This window comes from Marivita sp. GX14005, assembly GCF_023370775.1.
Lineage (GTDB): Bacteria > Pseudomonadota > Alphaproteobacteria > Rhodobacterales > Rhodobacteraceae > Marivita.
In genome coordinates, this window is sequence record NZ_JAMCCQ010000003.1 from 184,040 (window position 1) to 198,837 (window position 14,798).

At 64.2% G+C, this 14,798-nt stretch carries 17 protein-coding genes and 1 tRNA gene; 8 read left to right on the forward strand and 10 right to left on the reverse strand.

The annotated features are described in order from the left end of the window. Position 1 precedes the first annotated feature (1 nt). From M3465_RS11080 to M3465_RS11090, 3 genes are all read left to right on the forward strand, one after another. Complete coding sequence (locus M3465_RS11080) at positions 2-838, forward strand: MerR family transcriptional regulator (RefSeq protein ID WP_249501808.1); 837 nt, start codon at positions 2-4, stop codon at positions 836-838. A 59-nt stretch (positions 839-897) separates the two neighbouring features. Continuing rightward, positions 898-974: transfer RNA gene (locus tag M3465_RS11085), tRNA-Pro, on the forward strand. 74 nt (positions 975-1,048) lie between these two features. Then, on the forward strand, positions 1,049-2,128 hold the full coding sequence (locus tag M3465_RS11090) for a 2'-deoxycytidine 5'-triphosphate deaminase (protein ID WP_249501809.1): 1,080 nt from the start codon (positions 1,049-1,051) through the stop codon (positions 2,126-2,128). On the opposite strand, the gene M3465_RS11095 is transcribed toward M3465_RS11090, so the two are convergent. The 8 genes from M3465_RS11095 to M3465_RS11130 all read right to left on the reverse strand — a co-directional run bounded on the left by M3465_RS11095 (position 2,125) and on the right by M3465_RS11130 (position 10,712). After that, positions 2,125-2,274 (reverse strand): hypothetical protein, encoded by a 150-nt coding sequence (locus tag M3465_RS11095; RefSeq protein ID WP_249501810.1) that lies wholly within the window; start codon positions 2,272-2,274, stop codon positions 2,125-2,127. The genes M3465_RS11090 and M3465_RS11095 overlap by 4 nt on opposite strands. A 128-nt stretch (positions 2,275-2,402) precedes the next feature. Next, positions 2,403-3,062: an SMC-Scp complex subunit ScpB gene (gene scpB / locus M3465_RS11100; RefSeq protein WP_249501811.1), complete on the reverse strand. Its 660-nt coding sequence runs from the start codon at positions 3,060-3,062 to the stop codon at positions 2,403-2,405. Next, positions 3,055-3,849, reverse strand: a complete 795-nt coding sequence (locus M3465_RS11105) for a segregation and condensation protein A (protein WP_249501812.1) — start codon at positions 3,847-3,849, stop codon at positions 3,055-3,057. The genes scpB and M3465_RS11105 overlap by 8 nt, the downstream gene beginning before the upstream one ends. Further along, positions 3,846-4,859: a glycoside hydrolase family 3 N-terminal domain-containing protein gene (locus M3465_RS11110; protein WP_249501813.1), complete on the reverse strand. Its 1,014-nt coding sequence runs from the start codon at positions 4,857-4,859 to the stop codon at positions 3,846-3,848. Before M3465_RS11110 ends, M3465_RS11105 begins: the two co-directional genes overlap by 4 nt. Continuing rightward, a complete protein-coding gene (locus tag M3465_RS11115; protein WP_249501814.1) occupies positions 4,856-5,827 on the reverse strand; it encodes an SPOR domain-containing protein in 972 nt (323 codons plus the stop codon). Before M3465_RS11115 ends, M3465_RS11110 begins: the two co-directional genes overlap by 4 nt. A 75-nt stretch (positions 5,828-5,902) precedes the next feature. Further along, positions 5,903-7,648, reverse strand: a complete 1,746-nt coding sequence (gene argS / locus M3465_RS11120; protein WP_249501815.1) for an arginine--tRNA ligase — start codon at positions 7,646-7,648, stop codon at positions 5,903-5,905. Positions 7,649-7,708: 60 nt separating this feature from the next. Then, positions 7,709-9,538 (reverse strand): cation:proton antiporter, encoded by a 1,830-nt coding sequence (locus tag M3465_RS11125; RefSeq protein ID WP_249501816.1) that lies wholly within the window; start codon positions 9,536-9,538, stop codon positions 7,709-7,711. Positions 9,539-9,551: 13 nt separating this feature from the next. Continuing rightward, the gene (locus M3465_RS11130) at positions 9,552-10,712 is read right to left on the reverse strand and encodes a deoxyguanosinetriphosphate triphosphohydrolase (protein ID WP_249501817.1); all 1,161 of its coding nucleotides are present in this window, start codon (positions 10,710-10,712) and stop codon (positions 9,552-9,554) included. 84 nt (positions 10,713-10,796) lie between these two features. Between M3465_RS11130 and M3465_RS11135 the strand changes: the two genes are divergently transcribed. Continuing rightward, on the forward strand, positions 10,797-11,120 hold the full coding sequence (locus M3465_RS11135) for a HesB/IscA family protein (RefSeq protein ID WP_249501818.1): 324 nt from the start codon (positions 10,797-10,799) through the stop codon (positions 11,118-11,120). A gap of 73 nt (positions 11,121-11,193) precedes the next feature. Here M3465_RS11135 and M3465_RS11140 read toward each other — a convergent pair whose 3' ends face one another. After that, on the reverse strand, positions 11,194-12,252 hold the full coding sequence (locus tag M3465_RS11140; protein WP_249501819.1) for a DUF6902 family protein: 1,059 nt from the start codon (positions 12,250-12,252) through the stop codon (positions 11,194-11,196). Positions 12,253-12,308: 56 nt separating this feature from the next. Further along, positions 12,309-12,791: a DUF6749 family protein gene (locus M3465_RS11145; protein ID WP_249501820.1), complete on the reverse strand. Its 483-nt coding sequence runs from the start codon at positions 12,789-12,791 to the stop codon at positions 12,309-12,311. Between the two features lie 344 nt (positions 12,792-13,135). On the opposite strand from M3465_RS11145, the gene xth reads away from it, so the two are divergent. From xth to grxD, 4 genes are all read left to right on the forward strand, one after another. Then, positions 13,136-13,918 (forward strand): exodeoxyribonuclease III, encoded by a 783-nt coding sequence (gene xth / locus M3465_RS11150; RefSeq protein ID WP_249501821.1) that lies wholly within the window; start codon positions 13,136-13,138, stop codon positions 13,916-13,918. Positions 13,919-13,990: 72 nt separating this feature from the next. Continuing rightward, on the forward strand, positions 13,991-14,233 hold the full coding sequence (locus M3465_RS11155) for a BolA/IbaG family iron-sulfur metabolism protein (RefSeq protein WP_249501822.1): 243 nt from the start codon (positions 13,991-13,993) through the stop codon (positions 14,231-14,233). A 4-nt stretch (positions 14,234-14,237) separates the two neighbouring features. Further along, a complete protein-coding gene (locus M3465_RS11160; RefSeq protein ID WP_249501823.1) occupies positions 14,238-14,384 on the forward strand; it encodes a hypothetical protein in 147 nt (48 codons plus the stop codon). Beyond that, on the forward strand, positions 14,377-14,739 hold the full coding sequence (grxD, locus tag M3465_RS11165; RefSeq protein ID WP_249501824.1) for a Grx4 family monothiol glutaredoxin: 363 nt from the start codon (positions 14,377-14,379) through the stop codon (positions 14,737-14,739). The genes M3465_RS11160 and grxD overlap by 8 nt, the downstream gene beginning before the upstream one ends. The last annotated feature ends 59 nt before the right edge of the window (positions 14,740-14,798 follow it).

Sequence of the window (14,798 nt, forward strand, 5' to 3'; positions counted from 1 at the left end):
GATGAACAAATCGGCAGATGCGTTCCGCACCATCAGCGAGGTTGCCGACTGGCTGGAGACCCCCGCGCATGTGCTGCGGTTCTGGGAAAGCAAGTTCACGCAGGTCAAGCCGGTCAAGCGCGCCGGCGGGCGCCGCTATTACCGCCCTGCGGATATGCGGCTTCTCGGCGGGATCAAGAAATTGCTGCACGAGGATGGCATGACCATCAAGGGCGTGCAGAAGATCCTTCGCGAACAGGGGATCCGGCATGTCGCGGGGCTCTGCCCGCTCAACGTCGCAGAGGACGAGGAAACCGGCGAGGAGATCGATCTGATCGATGCGCCTGCGGCCGATCCCGTGGATACGGTCGTGCCCTTCGCCAAACGCGCGCCGGAAAGCCAGCCGCAGCTTCCCATCGAACCCGAACCCGCTGCTGCGCCGGAAATGGCCGAGGCGGCTTGCGAAGACCAACCCGAACCGGAGAGGCAACCGGCAGAGAGGCCCGAGCCGGTGGCCGAGCAACTCACCCCGGAGCCGGAAATCGCCGAGCCCATGCCGGAGGTGGAACGCACCGCCGCCGAAGCAGAGGACACCGAACCTGCCGAGGCCGCGCCGGATACCGGTGCAATCGCAACCGACGCGCCCGTCGAGGTCGCTGAAACCCCTCCGCCGCCCGCCGACGAACCGGACGCAGCGCCAATAAACGGCACTCCGGCACCCTCGCCCGCCAAGCAGCCCGATCAGTCCGAACCGCGCCCCGGCGCGCTCAGTCATTTGTCGAAACTGGTGCATTTGTCGCCCGACACGGCCCGGCGCATCGCACCGCTCGCCGAACAGCTCCGGCAGCGTATCCGCTGACGCGAAAGCTGAAATTCGCACTTGCGGCGCGGGTCAGATCCGTTATGACAGGCGGCAGTCGGGCTATGGCGCAGCCTGGTAGCGCGTCCGTCTGGGGGACGGAAGGTCGCAGGTTCGAGTCCTGCTAGCCCGACCAATTCAGCCTACCACATTCCCTATCGTCACGCTGCGAAACCCTTGCTATGCAAATCAAAAGGGGAATCGCGCGACATGACAGGCGTTTTGGCCAACCAGCAGATTCGTGGCCTGATCGATGGCGGAATGATCTCGGCGGAGGCGTCCTTTGTCGACGGCCAGGTCCAACCGGCCAGCCTCGATCTGCGGCTCGGCGAGACCGCCTATCGCATCCGTGCCTCCTTTTTGCCCGGCAAGGGACGCCGGATCGAGGATCGCCTGCCCGATCTGGAAATGCACCGCATACCGCTATCCGGCGGCGCGGTTCTTGAGAAAGGCTGCGTCTATCTCGTGCCTCTGATGGAACGGCTCGCCCTGCCCTCCGGCATCAGCGCGGTGGCCAATGCGAAAAGTTCGACCGGACGGCTCGATCTGCTGACCCGAACGATCACCGATGACGGCACCGAGTTCGACCGCATTGCGCCCGGCTATGCCGGCCCGCTTTATGCCGAGATTTGCCCGCGCTCCTTTTCGGTTCTCGTGCGCCCCGGCATGCGGCTCAACCAGATCCGGTTCCGCAACGGGCAATCGGTGCTGAGCGACGACGCGCTGCGCGCCTTGCACGAGGCGGAAACGCTGGTCACCGGCGGTCCGCCGACCATCGGCGACGGGCTGGGCTTTTCCGTCGATCTGCGCCCAGAGCGGGGCAATCTCGTGGGATATCGCGCCAAGCCGCATACCGGGGTGATCGATCTCGACAAGCTGAACCACTACGCGCCGCAGGAGTTCTGGGAAGAGCTGCGCAGCGACGATGGCCGGCTCATTCTCGATCCGGATGCGTTCTATATTCTCGTCAGCCGCGAGGCGGTGCATATCCCGCCCAATTACGCCGCCGAAATGGCCCCGTTCCTGGCGATGGTCGGCGAATTTCGCGTGCATTACGCCGGCTTCTTCGATCCCGGTTTCGGCCATGACGCGGCGGGCGGGCTGGGCTCGCGCGGTGTGCTGGAAGTGCGCTGCCATGAGGCGCCGTTTGTTCTGGAGCATGGCCAGATCGTCGGACGGCTGGTCTATGAGCAGATGGACGAAGCCCCGAGCCAGCTATACGGCGCGGGAATCGCGTCGAATTATCAGGGACAGGGGCTCAAGCTGTCCAAGCATTTCGCCAGCGCCTAACGGCGGGGCGCATCCTTTGGCGGCGCGGGCTTGCGGCGCTTGGTGATGGCCTTGTGCCCGGCGTTCATTCCGGCGTTGATCCCCGAATTGACGACCCGGCGCATCACCGTGCGCAGAACCATGTTGATGATCTGGTTGACGTTCATCGCGTCCTCCTGCCTGTCCTGACTGCTTTCTTTTTAGCTTATCGGACAATTAAGACGATTTTCTGACATTGTGCGCGCTTTCGATGCATCGATGCATCGAAGGCTTTCCGTCAACGGAAAGCCTCGCGTCAGTCTTCGAAAAGTTCCGATTGCCCGGTATCCGGTGCCTCCTGCGCGTCGACATCCCCCTCACCCGGCTGAGGCAAGGTTCCCGGCGGTGGTCGATTTTCGAGCAGACCGGCAGAGCGCAATTCCTTCAGTCCCGGCAGGTCGCGCGCCGATTCGAGTCCGAAATGATCGAGGAAATCCTGCGTCACCACGAATGTCACAGGCCGCCCCGGCGTCATCCGCCGCCGGCCGAAACGCACCCATTCCATCTCCAGGAGCTGATCCACCGTGCCGCGGCTCACCGACACGCCGCGGATCTCCTCGATCTCGGCGCGGGTGACGGGCTGGTGATAGGCGATGATCGCCAGCGTTTCGATCGCCGCACGGCTCAGCTTGCGGGTCTCGACGGTTTCCTTTTGCATCAGGAAACCCAGATCGGCCGCCGTGCGGATCGCCCAGGCATCGCCGACCCGCACGACGTTGACGCCGCGCCCCGCATAGCGGTTGCGCAGATGCCGCAGCGCCTCGGCGGCATCGCTGCCATGCGGCAGGCGCGCGTTCAGCTCGGCCACGCTGACCGGCTCGGCGGTGGCGAAGAGGATGGCCTCGACCATCCGCTCCTGTTCGCTGAGCGGTGGAGCCTCGAAAAGGCTCTTTTCGGTCGCATCGTCCTTACTCACCTCGCGGCTCCCTCCGGCGCAGCTCGATCGGGGCGAAAGTGTCTGTCTGGCGCAGTTCGACCTTGCCCTCCTTCGCCAGTTCGAGAGAGGCGGCGAAGGTCGACGCCGTGGCCGAGCGCCAGCGCGCCGGATCGGCGGTCCAGCCCTCGGGCATGTAGGTCGCGATATCGGTCCAGGTGCCGGCGAACCCGATCAACCCGCGCATCCGCTCCAGCGCCTCTTCCATCGTGAAGACCGCATCGCGATCCATCACGAAGGGGCGGAATTCATCGCGCGTGCGGATGCGCGCATAGCCCTGCATCAGATCGAGCAGCGTGGCGGTGTATCGCACCTTGCGCACGCGCTCCACCTGTTCGGGCAGGCCGCGCGCGAAGAAATCGCGCCCCAGCCGGTCGCGCGCCATCAGCCGCGCCGCCACATCGCGCATGGCCTGGAGCCGTTCGAGTTGAAAGGCGAGATGCGCGGCCAATTCCTCGCCGGACGGTCCGTCTTCTTCGGGATCGGGCGGCAGGAGCAAGCGCGATTTGAGAAAGGCGAGCCAAGCCGCCATGACAAGGTAATCGGCGGCCAGCTCGATCCGAAGTTCCTTGGCCTTTTCGACGAAGCTGAGATACTGGCGTGCCAGTTGCAGCACCGAGATCTTGCGCAGATCGACCTTCTGCGTGCGGCTCAGGCTCAAAAGCAGGTCGAGCGGGCCTTCGAACCCGTCAACATCGACGATCAGCGCCTCGGCGGCAAGCCGTTCGGCCACCGCGTTCCCGATTGTCTCCACGCTCCCGCCGGTCATGCGCGCGGCTCCTGTTCCAGTGCTGCCAGCTTGGCGGCGCAGGCGCTGATGTCAACCTGAGCGGGCTGCGGGCGTGCGCGCAAAGCCGCCTCGGCGCGGATCTGGCCCGCCTCGCTCATGGAGCCGATCCGCGCCATCAGTGCCACCCGCTCTGCCAGATCGCCGTTGCAATGCAGCACCAGATCGCAGCCCGCCGCGAGCGCCGCCGCGCCGCGTTCGGGGATCGTGCCGGTGAGCGCCTGCATGGAGATATCGTCTGTCATCAAAAGCCCGCCGAAACCCAGATCGCGGCGGATGCGGGCGATCATCGAAGGCGAGGTCGTGGCCGGTTCGGTTTCCCCCAACGCGCTGTAGACCAAATGTGCGGTCATGCCCATCGTCAGGTCGGCGAAGGGGCGAAATGCGGCGAAATCGGTGGAGGCCAGAACCTCTGCCGGCGCGTCGATCCGGGGCAGGTCGAGATGGCTGTCCATCTGCGCGCGCCCGTGGCCGGGCAGGTGTTTGAGCACGGGCGCCGCACCGCCCGCCAGCAGCCCGTCCGCGACGGCGCGGCCGATCCTGATGACGGTGTCCACATCCGAGCCGTAGCAGCGGTTGCGCAGGAACGGATGCGTTTCAGGCCGCGCGACATCCAGCATCGGGGCGCAGTTCACATCGATGCCGAGCGCGCGAAGCTCGGCGGCGATGATCGTATAGCGTAGCGCCATGCCCTCGGCGGCGTTCGGGCCAAGTCGTTCGACATGATCCAGCGGCGGCAGCCAATCGCGCGCGAGCGGCGGGCGCAGGCGTTGCACCCGCCCGCCCTCCTGATCGATGAGGATCGGCGCATCGCGCCCCAGAGCCGCGCGCAGATCTGAGGTCAGCGCGCGGATCTGATCCGGCGTTTCGAGGTTCCGGTCGAAGAGAATGAAGCCGAACGGGTTCGCATCCGCGAAAAACGCGCGCTCGTCCGGGGACAGGCGCGCGCCATCGCAGCCGAAGATCGCGGCTCCGAAAGACCGGTGGCTCACCGGCTGACCACGGGGATACAATCGGCCCCTTCCGCCAGCAGCGCGGCGCAGAAGCGGCGCGAGTCGCTCAGATCGGCAAAGCCATGCGCCCGCAGCCGGTAGAACACGCGCCCGCCGGAGCTGGCCTTTTCGATCACGCGGCTTTTCTCATCGAGATATTCGTCGAAGCGGGCATCGAGCTTGGCCCATTGCTCGCGCGCGATCTCCGCGCTGTCATAGGCGCCGAACTGGACCAGCCGCGTGCCGGCGGGAATGTTGTCCGGCGAAAGCTCCGCCGCTGCGGATGGGGCGGGCTCGGGGGCCGAAAGCGCAGCTTGGCGCAATCCGCTCGGGCGCAGGGAGGGGCGCAGCGAACGCGCTACACCGGGAACGGAGGCCGGAATGAGCGCGGCGACCTCTATACCTTCGGAGAAACCGCCAGATGCCGCGTCAATCTCGCCCAAAGGTTCGGCCTTCGCGGCGATCTGATCGGCCAGTGCCTTGATCGGGTCCTCGGCATTGGCGATATCGGCCTCTGCCAGCGGCATCGGATCGCCTGCGGCATCCTGCTGGAAGGACGCGAGCGCGACCTGTTCGGTATCCTCGAGATCGATCCCGGCAGCCTCGCGCGCGGCGGCCAGCTGCGCGACCGGCACATCCTCGTCGGTGATATCGAGCGGTTGCGGTGCGAGGACCAGTTGATCGGGCGGCGGCGCGGAGGTGCTGGTTCCGGCGATATCGTTCACCGCCAGCCCATTATGCCGCGCGATCTTGCCGCCCGGATCGTCGGGTGCCACGCGCATCGGCCCTTCGATGGCGCGCACCACCGGCACGCCCGAGACGTCGCGCATGATGAGCCTGTATCCCCAGACCGCAACGCCGACGATCAGCGCCAGCGACATCGCCGCGCCAAGCCAATTGGCCGCCGATGCCAGATTTCGGGGCGCCCCGCCGGCATGGACGGGGCCCGTCATGTGAATGTCTGCCATGTCTGCCTCACTGCCCGGTGCGTTTGCGTACCGGTCGTTTCTTGCCTTTGCCTCGGCCAGCCACGGCGCTTTTGATCAGCGCATTTCTTCGGCTGGCGTGACACCCAAAATACCAAGACCGGCGGAAATAACAACCGACACAGCCTTAGCGAGGGCGATTTTCGCCTGCGACGCTTCTGTGTTGCCTTCCTGCAAAAACCGCAACTCGGGCACGTCATTGCCCTTGTTCCAGAGCGCATGCAGCTCGGAGGCCAGTTCGTAGAGGTAGAAAGCGATCCGGTGCGGCTCGTTGCTGCGCGCCGCGATCTCCACCAGGCGCGGCCATTCGGCGAGTTTCCGCGCGACCGCCAGTTCGCTCTCATGCGTCATGCCGGACAGATCGGCACCCTTTAGCGCGGCGTCGCTCACATCCATACCGGCCTCGTGCGCCTTGCGCAGCACCGAGTTCACCCGCGCATTGGCGTATTGCACGTAGAAAACGGGGTTGTCCTTGGATTGCTCCAGCACCTTGTCGAAATCGAAATCGAGCGGCGCGTCGTTCTTGCGCGTCAGCATGACGAAGCGCGTCACGTCCGGGCCGACCTGTTCGACCACGTCCGACAGGGTCACGAATGTCCCTGCCCGCTTGGACATCTTGTAGGGCTCACCGTTCTTGTAGAGCTTGACCAGCTGCGTCAGCTTGATGTCGAGCGGTGTCTTGCCGTCCGACAGTGCCGAAACGGCGGCCTTCATGCGTTTGACGTAGCCGCCGTGATCGGCGCCGAAAACGTCGATCAGCAGGTCATAGCCGCGCTGGATCTTGTCGTAGTGATAGGCGATGTCGGGGGCGAAATAAGTCCAGCTTCCGTCGGATTTCTTGATCGGCCGGTCCACGTCATCGCCGTGCGCGGTCGACTTGAACAGCGTCTGCTCGCGCGGCTCCCAGTCCTCGGGGGTCTTGCCCTTGGGCGGCTCCAGCACGCCGGTATAGATCAGGCCCTTGTCATCGAGCGCCTGAATCGCGGCTTCGATCTTGCCGGTGCCGTAGAGCGATTTTTCGCTGAAGTAATTGTCCATCTCGACGCCCAGAAGCCCGAGATCGACCTTTATGAGCATCATCATCGCGTCGGTCGCGTAGTCGCGCACCTCTTCGAGCCAGACCTCTTCGGGCTGTCCGATATACGCATCCCCGACGCGATCCTTGAGCGCCTCCCCGACCTCGATGAGATAGTCGCCGGGATAGGTGCCCTCCTCGAACGCAACTTCCTGCCCGTGCGCTTCGAGATAGCGCAGATACACCGACCGCGCGAGCACATCGACCTGCGCGCCGCCGTCGTTGATGTAATATTCCCGCGTGACCTCGTAGCCCGCGTATTGGAGCAGCGATGCCAGCGAATCCCCGAAAACCGCGCCCCGAGTATGCCCGACATGGATCGGCCCTGTCGGGTTGGTGCTGACGAACTCGACATTGACGCGCTTGCCCTGCCCGATGACGGAGCGGCCGAAGTCGGCACCGTTGGACAGGATCGTTGCGGGCAATCCCTGCCAAACGCTGTTTTCCAGCCGCAGGTTCAGAAACCCCGGTCCGGCCACCTCGGCGCTTGCCACGCGCGGATCGGCGGTCAACCGGCCCGCCAGAGCCTCCGCAATCTCGCGTGGTTTGCAGCCGGATGGCTTGGCCAGCACCATCGCGGCGTTGGTTGCCATGTCGCCATGCAGCGGATCGCGCGGCGGCTCGACCGTCACGTTCTCGAAGCCAAGCCCGTCCGGCAGATCGCCATCCGCAACCATCGCGTTCAAACTGTCGATCACCAGCGCCCGAATGTCGGAAAAGAGGTTCATGTCATGCGTCCTTTGTCTCGCATGTCCTCTATCATTCTGGCGCGCGGCGTCAAACGCTGCTCAGGCCTGCCCCTCGGCCCGCGCCCGCTTCTCGCGCATCGGCACCATGGCGATGATCCTCGTGCCGTCCTCGTCCTTCGGTTCGCTTTCAGGGCCGAGGATGCGCAGCGTGCCTTTCGGTCCGATATCGGCCAGCAAGATGCCCTTGGGGTTCTTCTCGCGCCAATCGTCTATGGTGAACTCCTCCGACAGCGTGGTCGCGCGGATTTCCCAGTTGTCCCACATGCGGTTCTGCACCTCGAGGAAGGTCTCGCCCGCGCCGATGGGACGCCCGCCCAGCTTGGGCGGCAAGGCATAGCGTTCGCTGTCCGAGGTCTCGCGGGTGATCTGAAACACGTTCTCGCGCCCGAATTCGGGGGCCAGATCGGTCGCGACGAGCGTGTTATAGGCATCGTTCCCGGTTGCGGCGATCACCGTTTGATAGGCCATAAGATCGAGCCTGTGTTCGGCCCCTTCCGAAAGAATATCGCCCGTATAGACGCGCAGCCCCGCCTTGCGCGCGTCGCGCAGATGGCGGTGGTTGGGATCGGAGATCATCACCGGGAACTCCAGCTTGTCGAGGATCTTGCCGAACTCGACGCTCCAGCGGTTGCCGCCCACGATCAGCACGCCCGGAGAGGACGCCGCCGTCAATCCGAAATAGCTGGCCAGCGGTTTGAGCGTGAAGCCGTGAAGCACCACCGTTCCGGCGACCAGCGCAAAGGCAAGCGGCGCGATACCGGCGGCATCCTCGATCCCCGCCTGCACAAGACGGTCGCCGAAAAGCCCCGCCACCGCGACGAGCACGACCCCGCGCGGGCCGGTGAAGGCGATGAGCAGGCGTTCGGAGTAAGGCACGTTCGAGAACGCGAGGGAGGCGACCACCGTGACCGGACGCGCGATGACGATCACCGCCAGCACCGTCGCCACCGTTTGCCAGTTCAGGCTGGCCAGCGTCTCGCGGCTCAGGTTCGAGGCGAGCAGGATGAACACGCCCGAGACGAGAAGGATCGTCGCATGTTCCTTGAAACGGTGCATTTCGGCATGGCTCGGCAGGTTCGCGTTGGCGATCCAGACGCCCATGATCGTCACCGCCAAAAGCCCGCTTTCGTGCAAGACCGCATCCGTTGCGGCGAAGGTGCCCAATACGGTCACGAAAAGCACCGGAACCTTCATGTATTCCGGCACCCATCCCTGTTTGAAGGATTGCGCCAGCCCCCAACCCGCGAGAACCCCAACGATCACCGCCACGACGAGGCCGACACCGAGATCGAAGGCCGCCTCGCCGAGCGTTTCGGAGGCTTGCCAGACCAGAACCACCTCGAAGGCGAACACCGCCGCAAGCGCGCCGAGCGGATCGTTGACGATCGCCTCCCACTGCAAGAGCGCCGCCGGCCGCCGTTTCAGCCGTGCCTGGCGCAGGAGCGGCGAGATCACCGTCGGTCCGGTCACGATCATGATGCCGCCGAACACCGCCGATGTGGCCCAGCTCAGCCCGCCGATGAAGTGCAGCACCAGGGTCGAGACCAGCCAGCCCATCGGCGCGCCGACATAGACGAGCCGCCGCACTCCGACCGCCGCATCGGCAAGGCGCCTGAAGTTCAGCGTGAGCCCGCCCTCGAAGAGAATGATCGCCACGGCGATCGCGATGATGGGTTGCAGCAGATCGCCGAGCGCCGCGGAGGGATCGAGGATTCCGAGCACCGGGCCGACCACCAGACCGGCCCCCAGCATCAGCACGATGGCCGGCAGGTTCAGCCGCCAGGCGAGCCACTGCGCGCCCACGCCAAGAACGCCGACAAGAGCGAAAGCGGTCACCGGGCTCAGGCCGGCCTCTGCGGGTGTTGCCATGTATCTCTTTCCTTCAGGGTCGGTTCATCAGCACATCCGATCCTGTCAGGCGTGCATGTTCCTGCAGGGCGAACCTGTCGGTCATCCCGGCGATGTAATCCGCGACGATGCGCGCAAGTTCCGTGTCCGAGCGAATTTCGGCGACATCCTTGCGCCATTGTTTCGGCAGAAGCGCCGGATCGGCCATGTAGAGCGGGAAAAGCGTCTCGATCACCTGCGTGACCTGCGCGCGCATCTCGACGACATCCGGCGCGCGATACATCCGATGAAAGAGGAAGCTGCGGATCGTTTGCAGATCGGACCAGAGCGCGGGCGAGAATTGCACCATCATGCGCCCCGCGCGGCGCACATCGCCGGGGCTTTGCGGTTCGAGTTCGGCAAGATTGCCGTGCGTGACGGCGATCACGTCAGAGACCAGTATGCCGAAGAACCGCCGCAATGCCTCGTGCCGGCGCCGGTAATAATTGAGGTCGGGATAGAGGCGATCCACCTCCGCAAAGCAGTCCGCGACAATGGGAAGCCCGGCCAGCTCGTCCGTTGAGAACAACTCGGCCCGCAACCCGTCATGCAGATCGTGATGATTATAGGCGATGTCATCGGCCAGGGCCGCCACCTGTGCCTCGGCACTGGCATGGGTGGAAAGCTCCAGATCGTGCCGCGCGTTGTAATCGGCGAGAGCATAGGGCACCGGATCCCCGACAGGCCCGTTATGCTTGGCGATCCCCTCCAGCGTTTCCCAGGTCAGGTTCAGACCGTCGAAATCGGCGTAATGGCGTTCCAGCGAGGTGACGATGCGAATGGCCTGCGCGTTGTGATCGAAACCGCCATAGGGCTGCATGAGTGCATTGAGCGCGTCCTCGCCGGTATGGCCAAAGGGCGTGTGGCCGAGATCATGCGCCAGCGCGACCGCCTCTGTCAGTTCCAGATCGAGGCCAAGCACCTTGGCGATGGTGCGCGCCACCTGTCCGACCTCGATGGAATGGGTCAGCCGGGTGCGGAAGTAATCGCCCTCGTGTTCGATGAAGACCTGTGTCTTGTGTTTCAGCCGCCGGAAGGCCGAAGCGTGGATGATCCGATCCCGGTCGCGTTGAAAGCAGGAGCGGAAGGCGCTTTCCTCCTCAGGATGGAGCCTGCCTCGTGATCCGCCCGGATCGCACGCAAATCGCGCTGTCATCGCAGCCCCGCCTGTTCTTGTCGCCTGTCCCGACTGCCCTTATATTCGGGGTTGGACGCGAATTAAAGCAAACCCGAGGACAAGATGCAGTTGCCGCCCAAAGTCACCGACCGCGCCTTCGAACGGCTTTCCGAAATCGGCGCCAGCGCCGAGGGCAAGGCCCTGCGCGTCGCCGTCGAAGGGGGCGGGTGTTCGGGGTTTCAATACGAGATCAAGCTCGATGCGCCGGCGGAGGACGATCTGGTTCTCGAAGGGCGCGGCGAAAAGGTGGTGGTGGATTCGGTATCCCTGCCCTTCCTGGCCGATGCGGTGATCGATTTCTCCGAAGAGATCATCGGCGCGCGTTTCGTGATCGAGAACCCGAACGCCGCGTCCTCCTGCGGCTGCGGCACCAGTTTCTCGATGTAGGGAAAAAGGGGGGCGCTGCCCCCCGGCGCGATGCGCCTCCCCCCGAGATATTTTTGAAACAGAGAAGCCGGGATCAGGTGCCGCGGGCGAAACCGTGGAAGAAATCCTCGAAATGACGCGATGAGAGTTCGGCCTGCGCCAGAACGTCCATGGCCTGCGGGGAAAGCGCGTCTTCCATATAGGGCCGCATCGACAACCAGTCGCCGCTGCGCCCTTCGTCGAGATTGAACATCGCCTCGGACATCTCGCGCATGGGCGTGGCGCGGGCGTCACTGCGGTCAAAGCGCATCCGGCCTTGCGTGAAGCCCTTGGCGAAGGCGGCATCGCCTGCGGTGGCCTGGTGCCAGTTGCAGACCAGGAATTCGTGGTAGTCGTCCTGGATGCTCACGTCTTCCCCCGGCGTGACCGCAAAGAGCGCGGTTTCGCGTTTCAGCCAATCGGTCCACATCGGCGGCGGCGTATCGCCGGCGTGGCGCAGCGCGATGCAGATTTCCGACAGAAGATCGGCATTCTGCTCGATGAAGGCCAGAAGCCCGGCGAAATGCAGGCTGCGCTTCGCCGCTTCGTCGAGTTGCGGATCGCGGCGGCCGTATTCGCTGAGATAGAAGACGATATGTGTCAGCTCATAGGCCGCCTTCTTGTTCGGCAGCGCGAATGTGTCGGAACGCGCCATGAACTCGCGCACGCGGCTGTGCAGCGCCGGAATGTCGCCCCTGGGCGTGATGCCGCGCCGCGCCATCAGGCGCACCGCTTCAAGCCGCTGCAGATCGGAAAGCTCCGCCTGCGGAAGGTTTTGCGCCTCCGTCCAGCGCACCAGCGCCTCCGCCGTGTCCCCGGCCATGCCGAGATCTTCCAGATCGAGCGCGATGGACAGGAAGAAGCGGTAATATTGCGGGAAAAAGCGCATCCGCTTTTCGATGCTGCGGTAGAATTCGACATAGGGCGCGAGCGCAGCCTCGCCCGGTGCGGCCCCCGTGCATTCCAGGATATTCAGGATCTCGGCGTTTTCCTTGAGCCAGAACACATCGTCGCCAAAGCGCCGGTGATCGGCAAAGCAGCCCAGAAGCGCGCCGAGACGCGCTTCGGGAGTGTCGATCCGGGACGGGGGGGTAAGTTGAATGACATTAGTCATATCCGTGCCTCCATTTGGGTCGAAGGACGGGCCGCCCCGTCCCGGGTCGGTTCCGATCAGGACGCCGAGGTGAAGAGCGCGCAGCCTTCGCCCTGATGCGTCTTCTCGAGCGTGACCGGACCGGACGCCGAAGTGAACGCTTCGACCGCGTTGCCGGTGCTGGCGCCGGAGGTCGTCGGCATGGACGCGGAGGTGAACGCTTCGACCGCGTTGCCGGTGCTGGCGTCGGAGGTCGTTGGCATGGACGCGGAGGTGAAGGCCTCGACAGCGTCGCCGGTGCTGGCGCCGGAGGTCGTCGGCATGGACGCGGAGGTGAACGCTTCGACCGCGTTGCCGGTGCTGGCGACGGAGGTCGTCGGCATGGACGCGGAGGTGAACGCCTCTACGGCGCTGCCCAGGAACGCGCAGCTGCCGAGCGGGCCCGAGGCCGAGGTGTAGAGCGCGGTCGCATCGCCCTCGTGAATATCGCTGTGGCCGGCAATATTGCGCTGATCCTGCACGAAGAATTCGGTAGTCTGGATTTTACGAACTGCGGTCATTGGTGCCTCCTTTGGCGTGGTTGATGGAGACAGGCTGGCACGCAAAAATTGAAGTTGAGAAGATAAATTCTTGCTTAGGATGTGTTGCCGCAGGTTATCCACATGAACACTCTCCTATAGGTTGTTTTGACGTCAGGTGAGTTTTGGTTATCCACATGAGCGAAAAAACTGGGGATAAGTTTTCGGTGCCCTAACAACCCACAGGCGAGCCGTGAAAAGCGGTATCACTTTCGGGCTGATCCGCCTCGCGAGGCCCGGAATCACCGCCCCTCGATTCGCGGCTTTGCGCCTTGCAGGCGGGCTGGCCAGTTGGGATAGAGAGGCAAAAGCCCCGGAGATGCCCGATGAAGATCGCGACGTTCAATATCAACGGAATCAAGGCCCGCCTGCCCGCCCTGATCGATTGGCTGCAGGGTAGCGCGCCCGACGTGGTGCTTTTGCAGGAGATCAAGTCGGTCGATGAAGGCTTCCCGCGCGAGGCGATCGAGGATCTGGGCTACCGGGTCGAAACCCACGGGCAGAAGGGCTTCAACGGGGTCGCGATCCTGTCGAAGCTGCCGCTCGAGGATATCGTGCGCGGCTTGCCCGGCGATTCCAGCGACGAACAGGCGCGCTGGATCGAGGCGACGGTGATCGGAGACAAGGACGCGGTGCGGCTCTGCGGGCTCTACCTGCCCAATGGCAACCCGGCGCCGGGGCCGAAATACGACTACAAGCTGGCCTGGATGGCGCGGCTGAAGGCGCGGGCCGAGGCGCTGCTGGCCGATGAGATGCCGGCGCTGATGGCAGGCGATTACAATGTCATCCCGCAGCCCGAGGATGCCGCGCATCCTGAAAGATGGGTGGATGACGCGCTCTTTCTGCCGCAAACGCGCGCGGCGTTCCGCGAGATCCTCAACCTTGGATTCACCGAAGCCTTCCGCGCCCGCACCCAGGGCGGCGGGCATTACTCCTTCTGGGATTACCAGGCCGGCGCATGGGAGCGGAACAACGGGATCCGCATCGATCATTTTCTGCTCACGCCGGGCTGCGCCGACATGATGACCGATTGCTGGATCGAGAAAGAGGTTCGCGCCGGTGAGAAACCGTCGGATCACGTGCCGGTCTGGGTGACGCTCGACGCCTGACCTCGCGCCGCCTTGCGCTACATGGCGCGGCGGCATACATGCATTTGCAATACCAATAACGGAGGGCGCCACATGGCCATGCAAGCGCAGGAGATCGAGGATCTGATCCGCGCCGAGTTTCCCGACGCGAAGATCACCATCACCGATCTTGCCGGAGACGGGAACCACTATGCCGCCGAGGTCGTGGACGAGAGCTTTCGCGGCAAGAACCGGGTGCAGCAGCAGCGCGCGGTCTATGCGGCGCTCAAGGGCAAGATGGACGGCTCGCAGGGCGAGCTGCACGCGCTTGCGCTGACCACGAAGGCGCCGGAGTGATCCGTTGGACCGGGTGCTGAGCATCCTCGCCAACAGCTGGCCGGTTCTTGCCGCGCTGGCGATCGTGGGGGTGATTACCTTTGGGGCGACGATGCCCTACATTCGGCGTGATCGGAAACGCCGCGAAGAGATGGAGCAAGACAATGACTGACGCCAAACAGCAGATCGAGGACACCGTCAAAGCGAACGATGTGGTGCTGTATATGAAGGGCACAAAGGCGATGCCGCAATGCGGGTTCTCGAGCCGCGTGGCCGGGGTGCTCAACTACATGGCCATCGACTACAAGGATGTGAACGTGCTCGAGGACGAGGCGATCCGGCAGGGCATCAAGGACTATTCGGACTGGCCGACCATTCCGCAGCTTTACGTCAAGGGCGAGTTCGTCGGCGGGTGCGACATCATCACAGAAATGACGCTCTCGGGCGAGCTCGACAAACTGTTCGAGGAAAACGGCGTGGCCTATGACAAGGACGCCGCCGAGAAAATCCGCGAAGCGAACGCCTGAACGGACCGCTCCCCGAAACGACGAACGGCGCCCAACGAGGCGCCGTTTTTTGTATCTGA

Excerpts from the sequence above, each read along its gene's own strand:
- M3465_RS11080 (WP_249501808.1), top strand. The coding sequence starts at position 2 with ATGAACAAATCGGCAGATGCGTTCCGCACCATCAGCGAGGTTGCCGAC.
- M3465_RS11090 (WP_249501809.1), top strand. The coding sequence starts at position 1,049 with ATGACAGGCGTTTTGGCCAACCAGCAGATTCGTGGCCTGATCGATGGC.
- M3465_RS11095 (WP_249501810.1), bottom strand. The coding sequence starts at position 2,274 with ATGAACGTCAACCAGATCATCAACATGGTTCTGCGCACGGTGATGCGC.
- M3465_RS11105 (WP_249501812.1), bottom strand. The coding sequence starts at position 3,849 with ATGACCGGCGGGAGCGTGGAGACAATCGGGAACGCGGTGGCCGAACGG.
- M3465_RS11115 (WP_249501814.1), bottom strand. The coding sequence starts at position 5,827 with ATGGCAGACATTCACATGACGGGCCCCGTCCATGCCGGCGGGGCGCCC.
- argS (WP_249501815.1), bottom strand. The coding sequence starts at position 7,648 with ATGAACCTCTTTTCCGACATTCGGGCGCTGGTGATCGACAGTTTGAAC.
- M3465_RS11125 (WP_249501816.1), bottom strand. The coding sequence starts at position 9,538 with ATGGCAACACCCGCAGAGGCCGGCCTGAGCCCGGTGACCGCTTTCGCT.
- M3465_RS11130 (WP_249501817.1), bottom strand. The coding sequence starts at position 10,712 with ATGACAGCGCGATTTGCGTGCGATCCGGGCGGATCACGAGGCAGGCTC.
- M3465_RS11135 (WP_249501818.1), top strand. The coding sequence starts at position 10,797 with ATGCAGTTGCCGCCCAAAGTCACCGACCGCGCCTTCGAACGGCTTTCC.
- M3465_RS11140 (WP_249501819.1), bottom strand. The coding sequence starts at position 12,252 with ATGACTAATGTCATTCAACTTACCCCCCCGTCCCGGATCGACACTCCC.
- M3465_RS11145 (WP_249501820.1), bottom strand. The coding sequence starts at position 12,791 with ATGACCGCAGTTCGTAAAATCCAGACTACCGAATTCTTCGTGCAGGAT.
- xth (WP_249501821.1), top strand. The coding sequence starts at position 13,136 with ATGAAGATCGCGACGTTCAATATCAACGGAATCAAGGCCCGCCTGCCC.
- M3465_RS11155 (WP_249501822.1), top strand. The coding sequence starts at position 13,991 with ATGGCCATGCAAGCGCAGGAGATCGAGGATCTGATCCGCGCCGAGTTT.
- grxD (WP_249501824.1), top strand. The coding sequence starts at position 14,377 with ATGACTGACGCCAAACAGCAGATCGAGGACACCGTCAAAGCGAACGAT.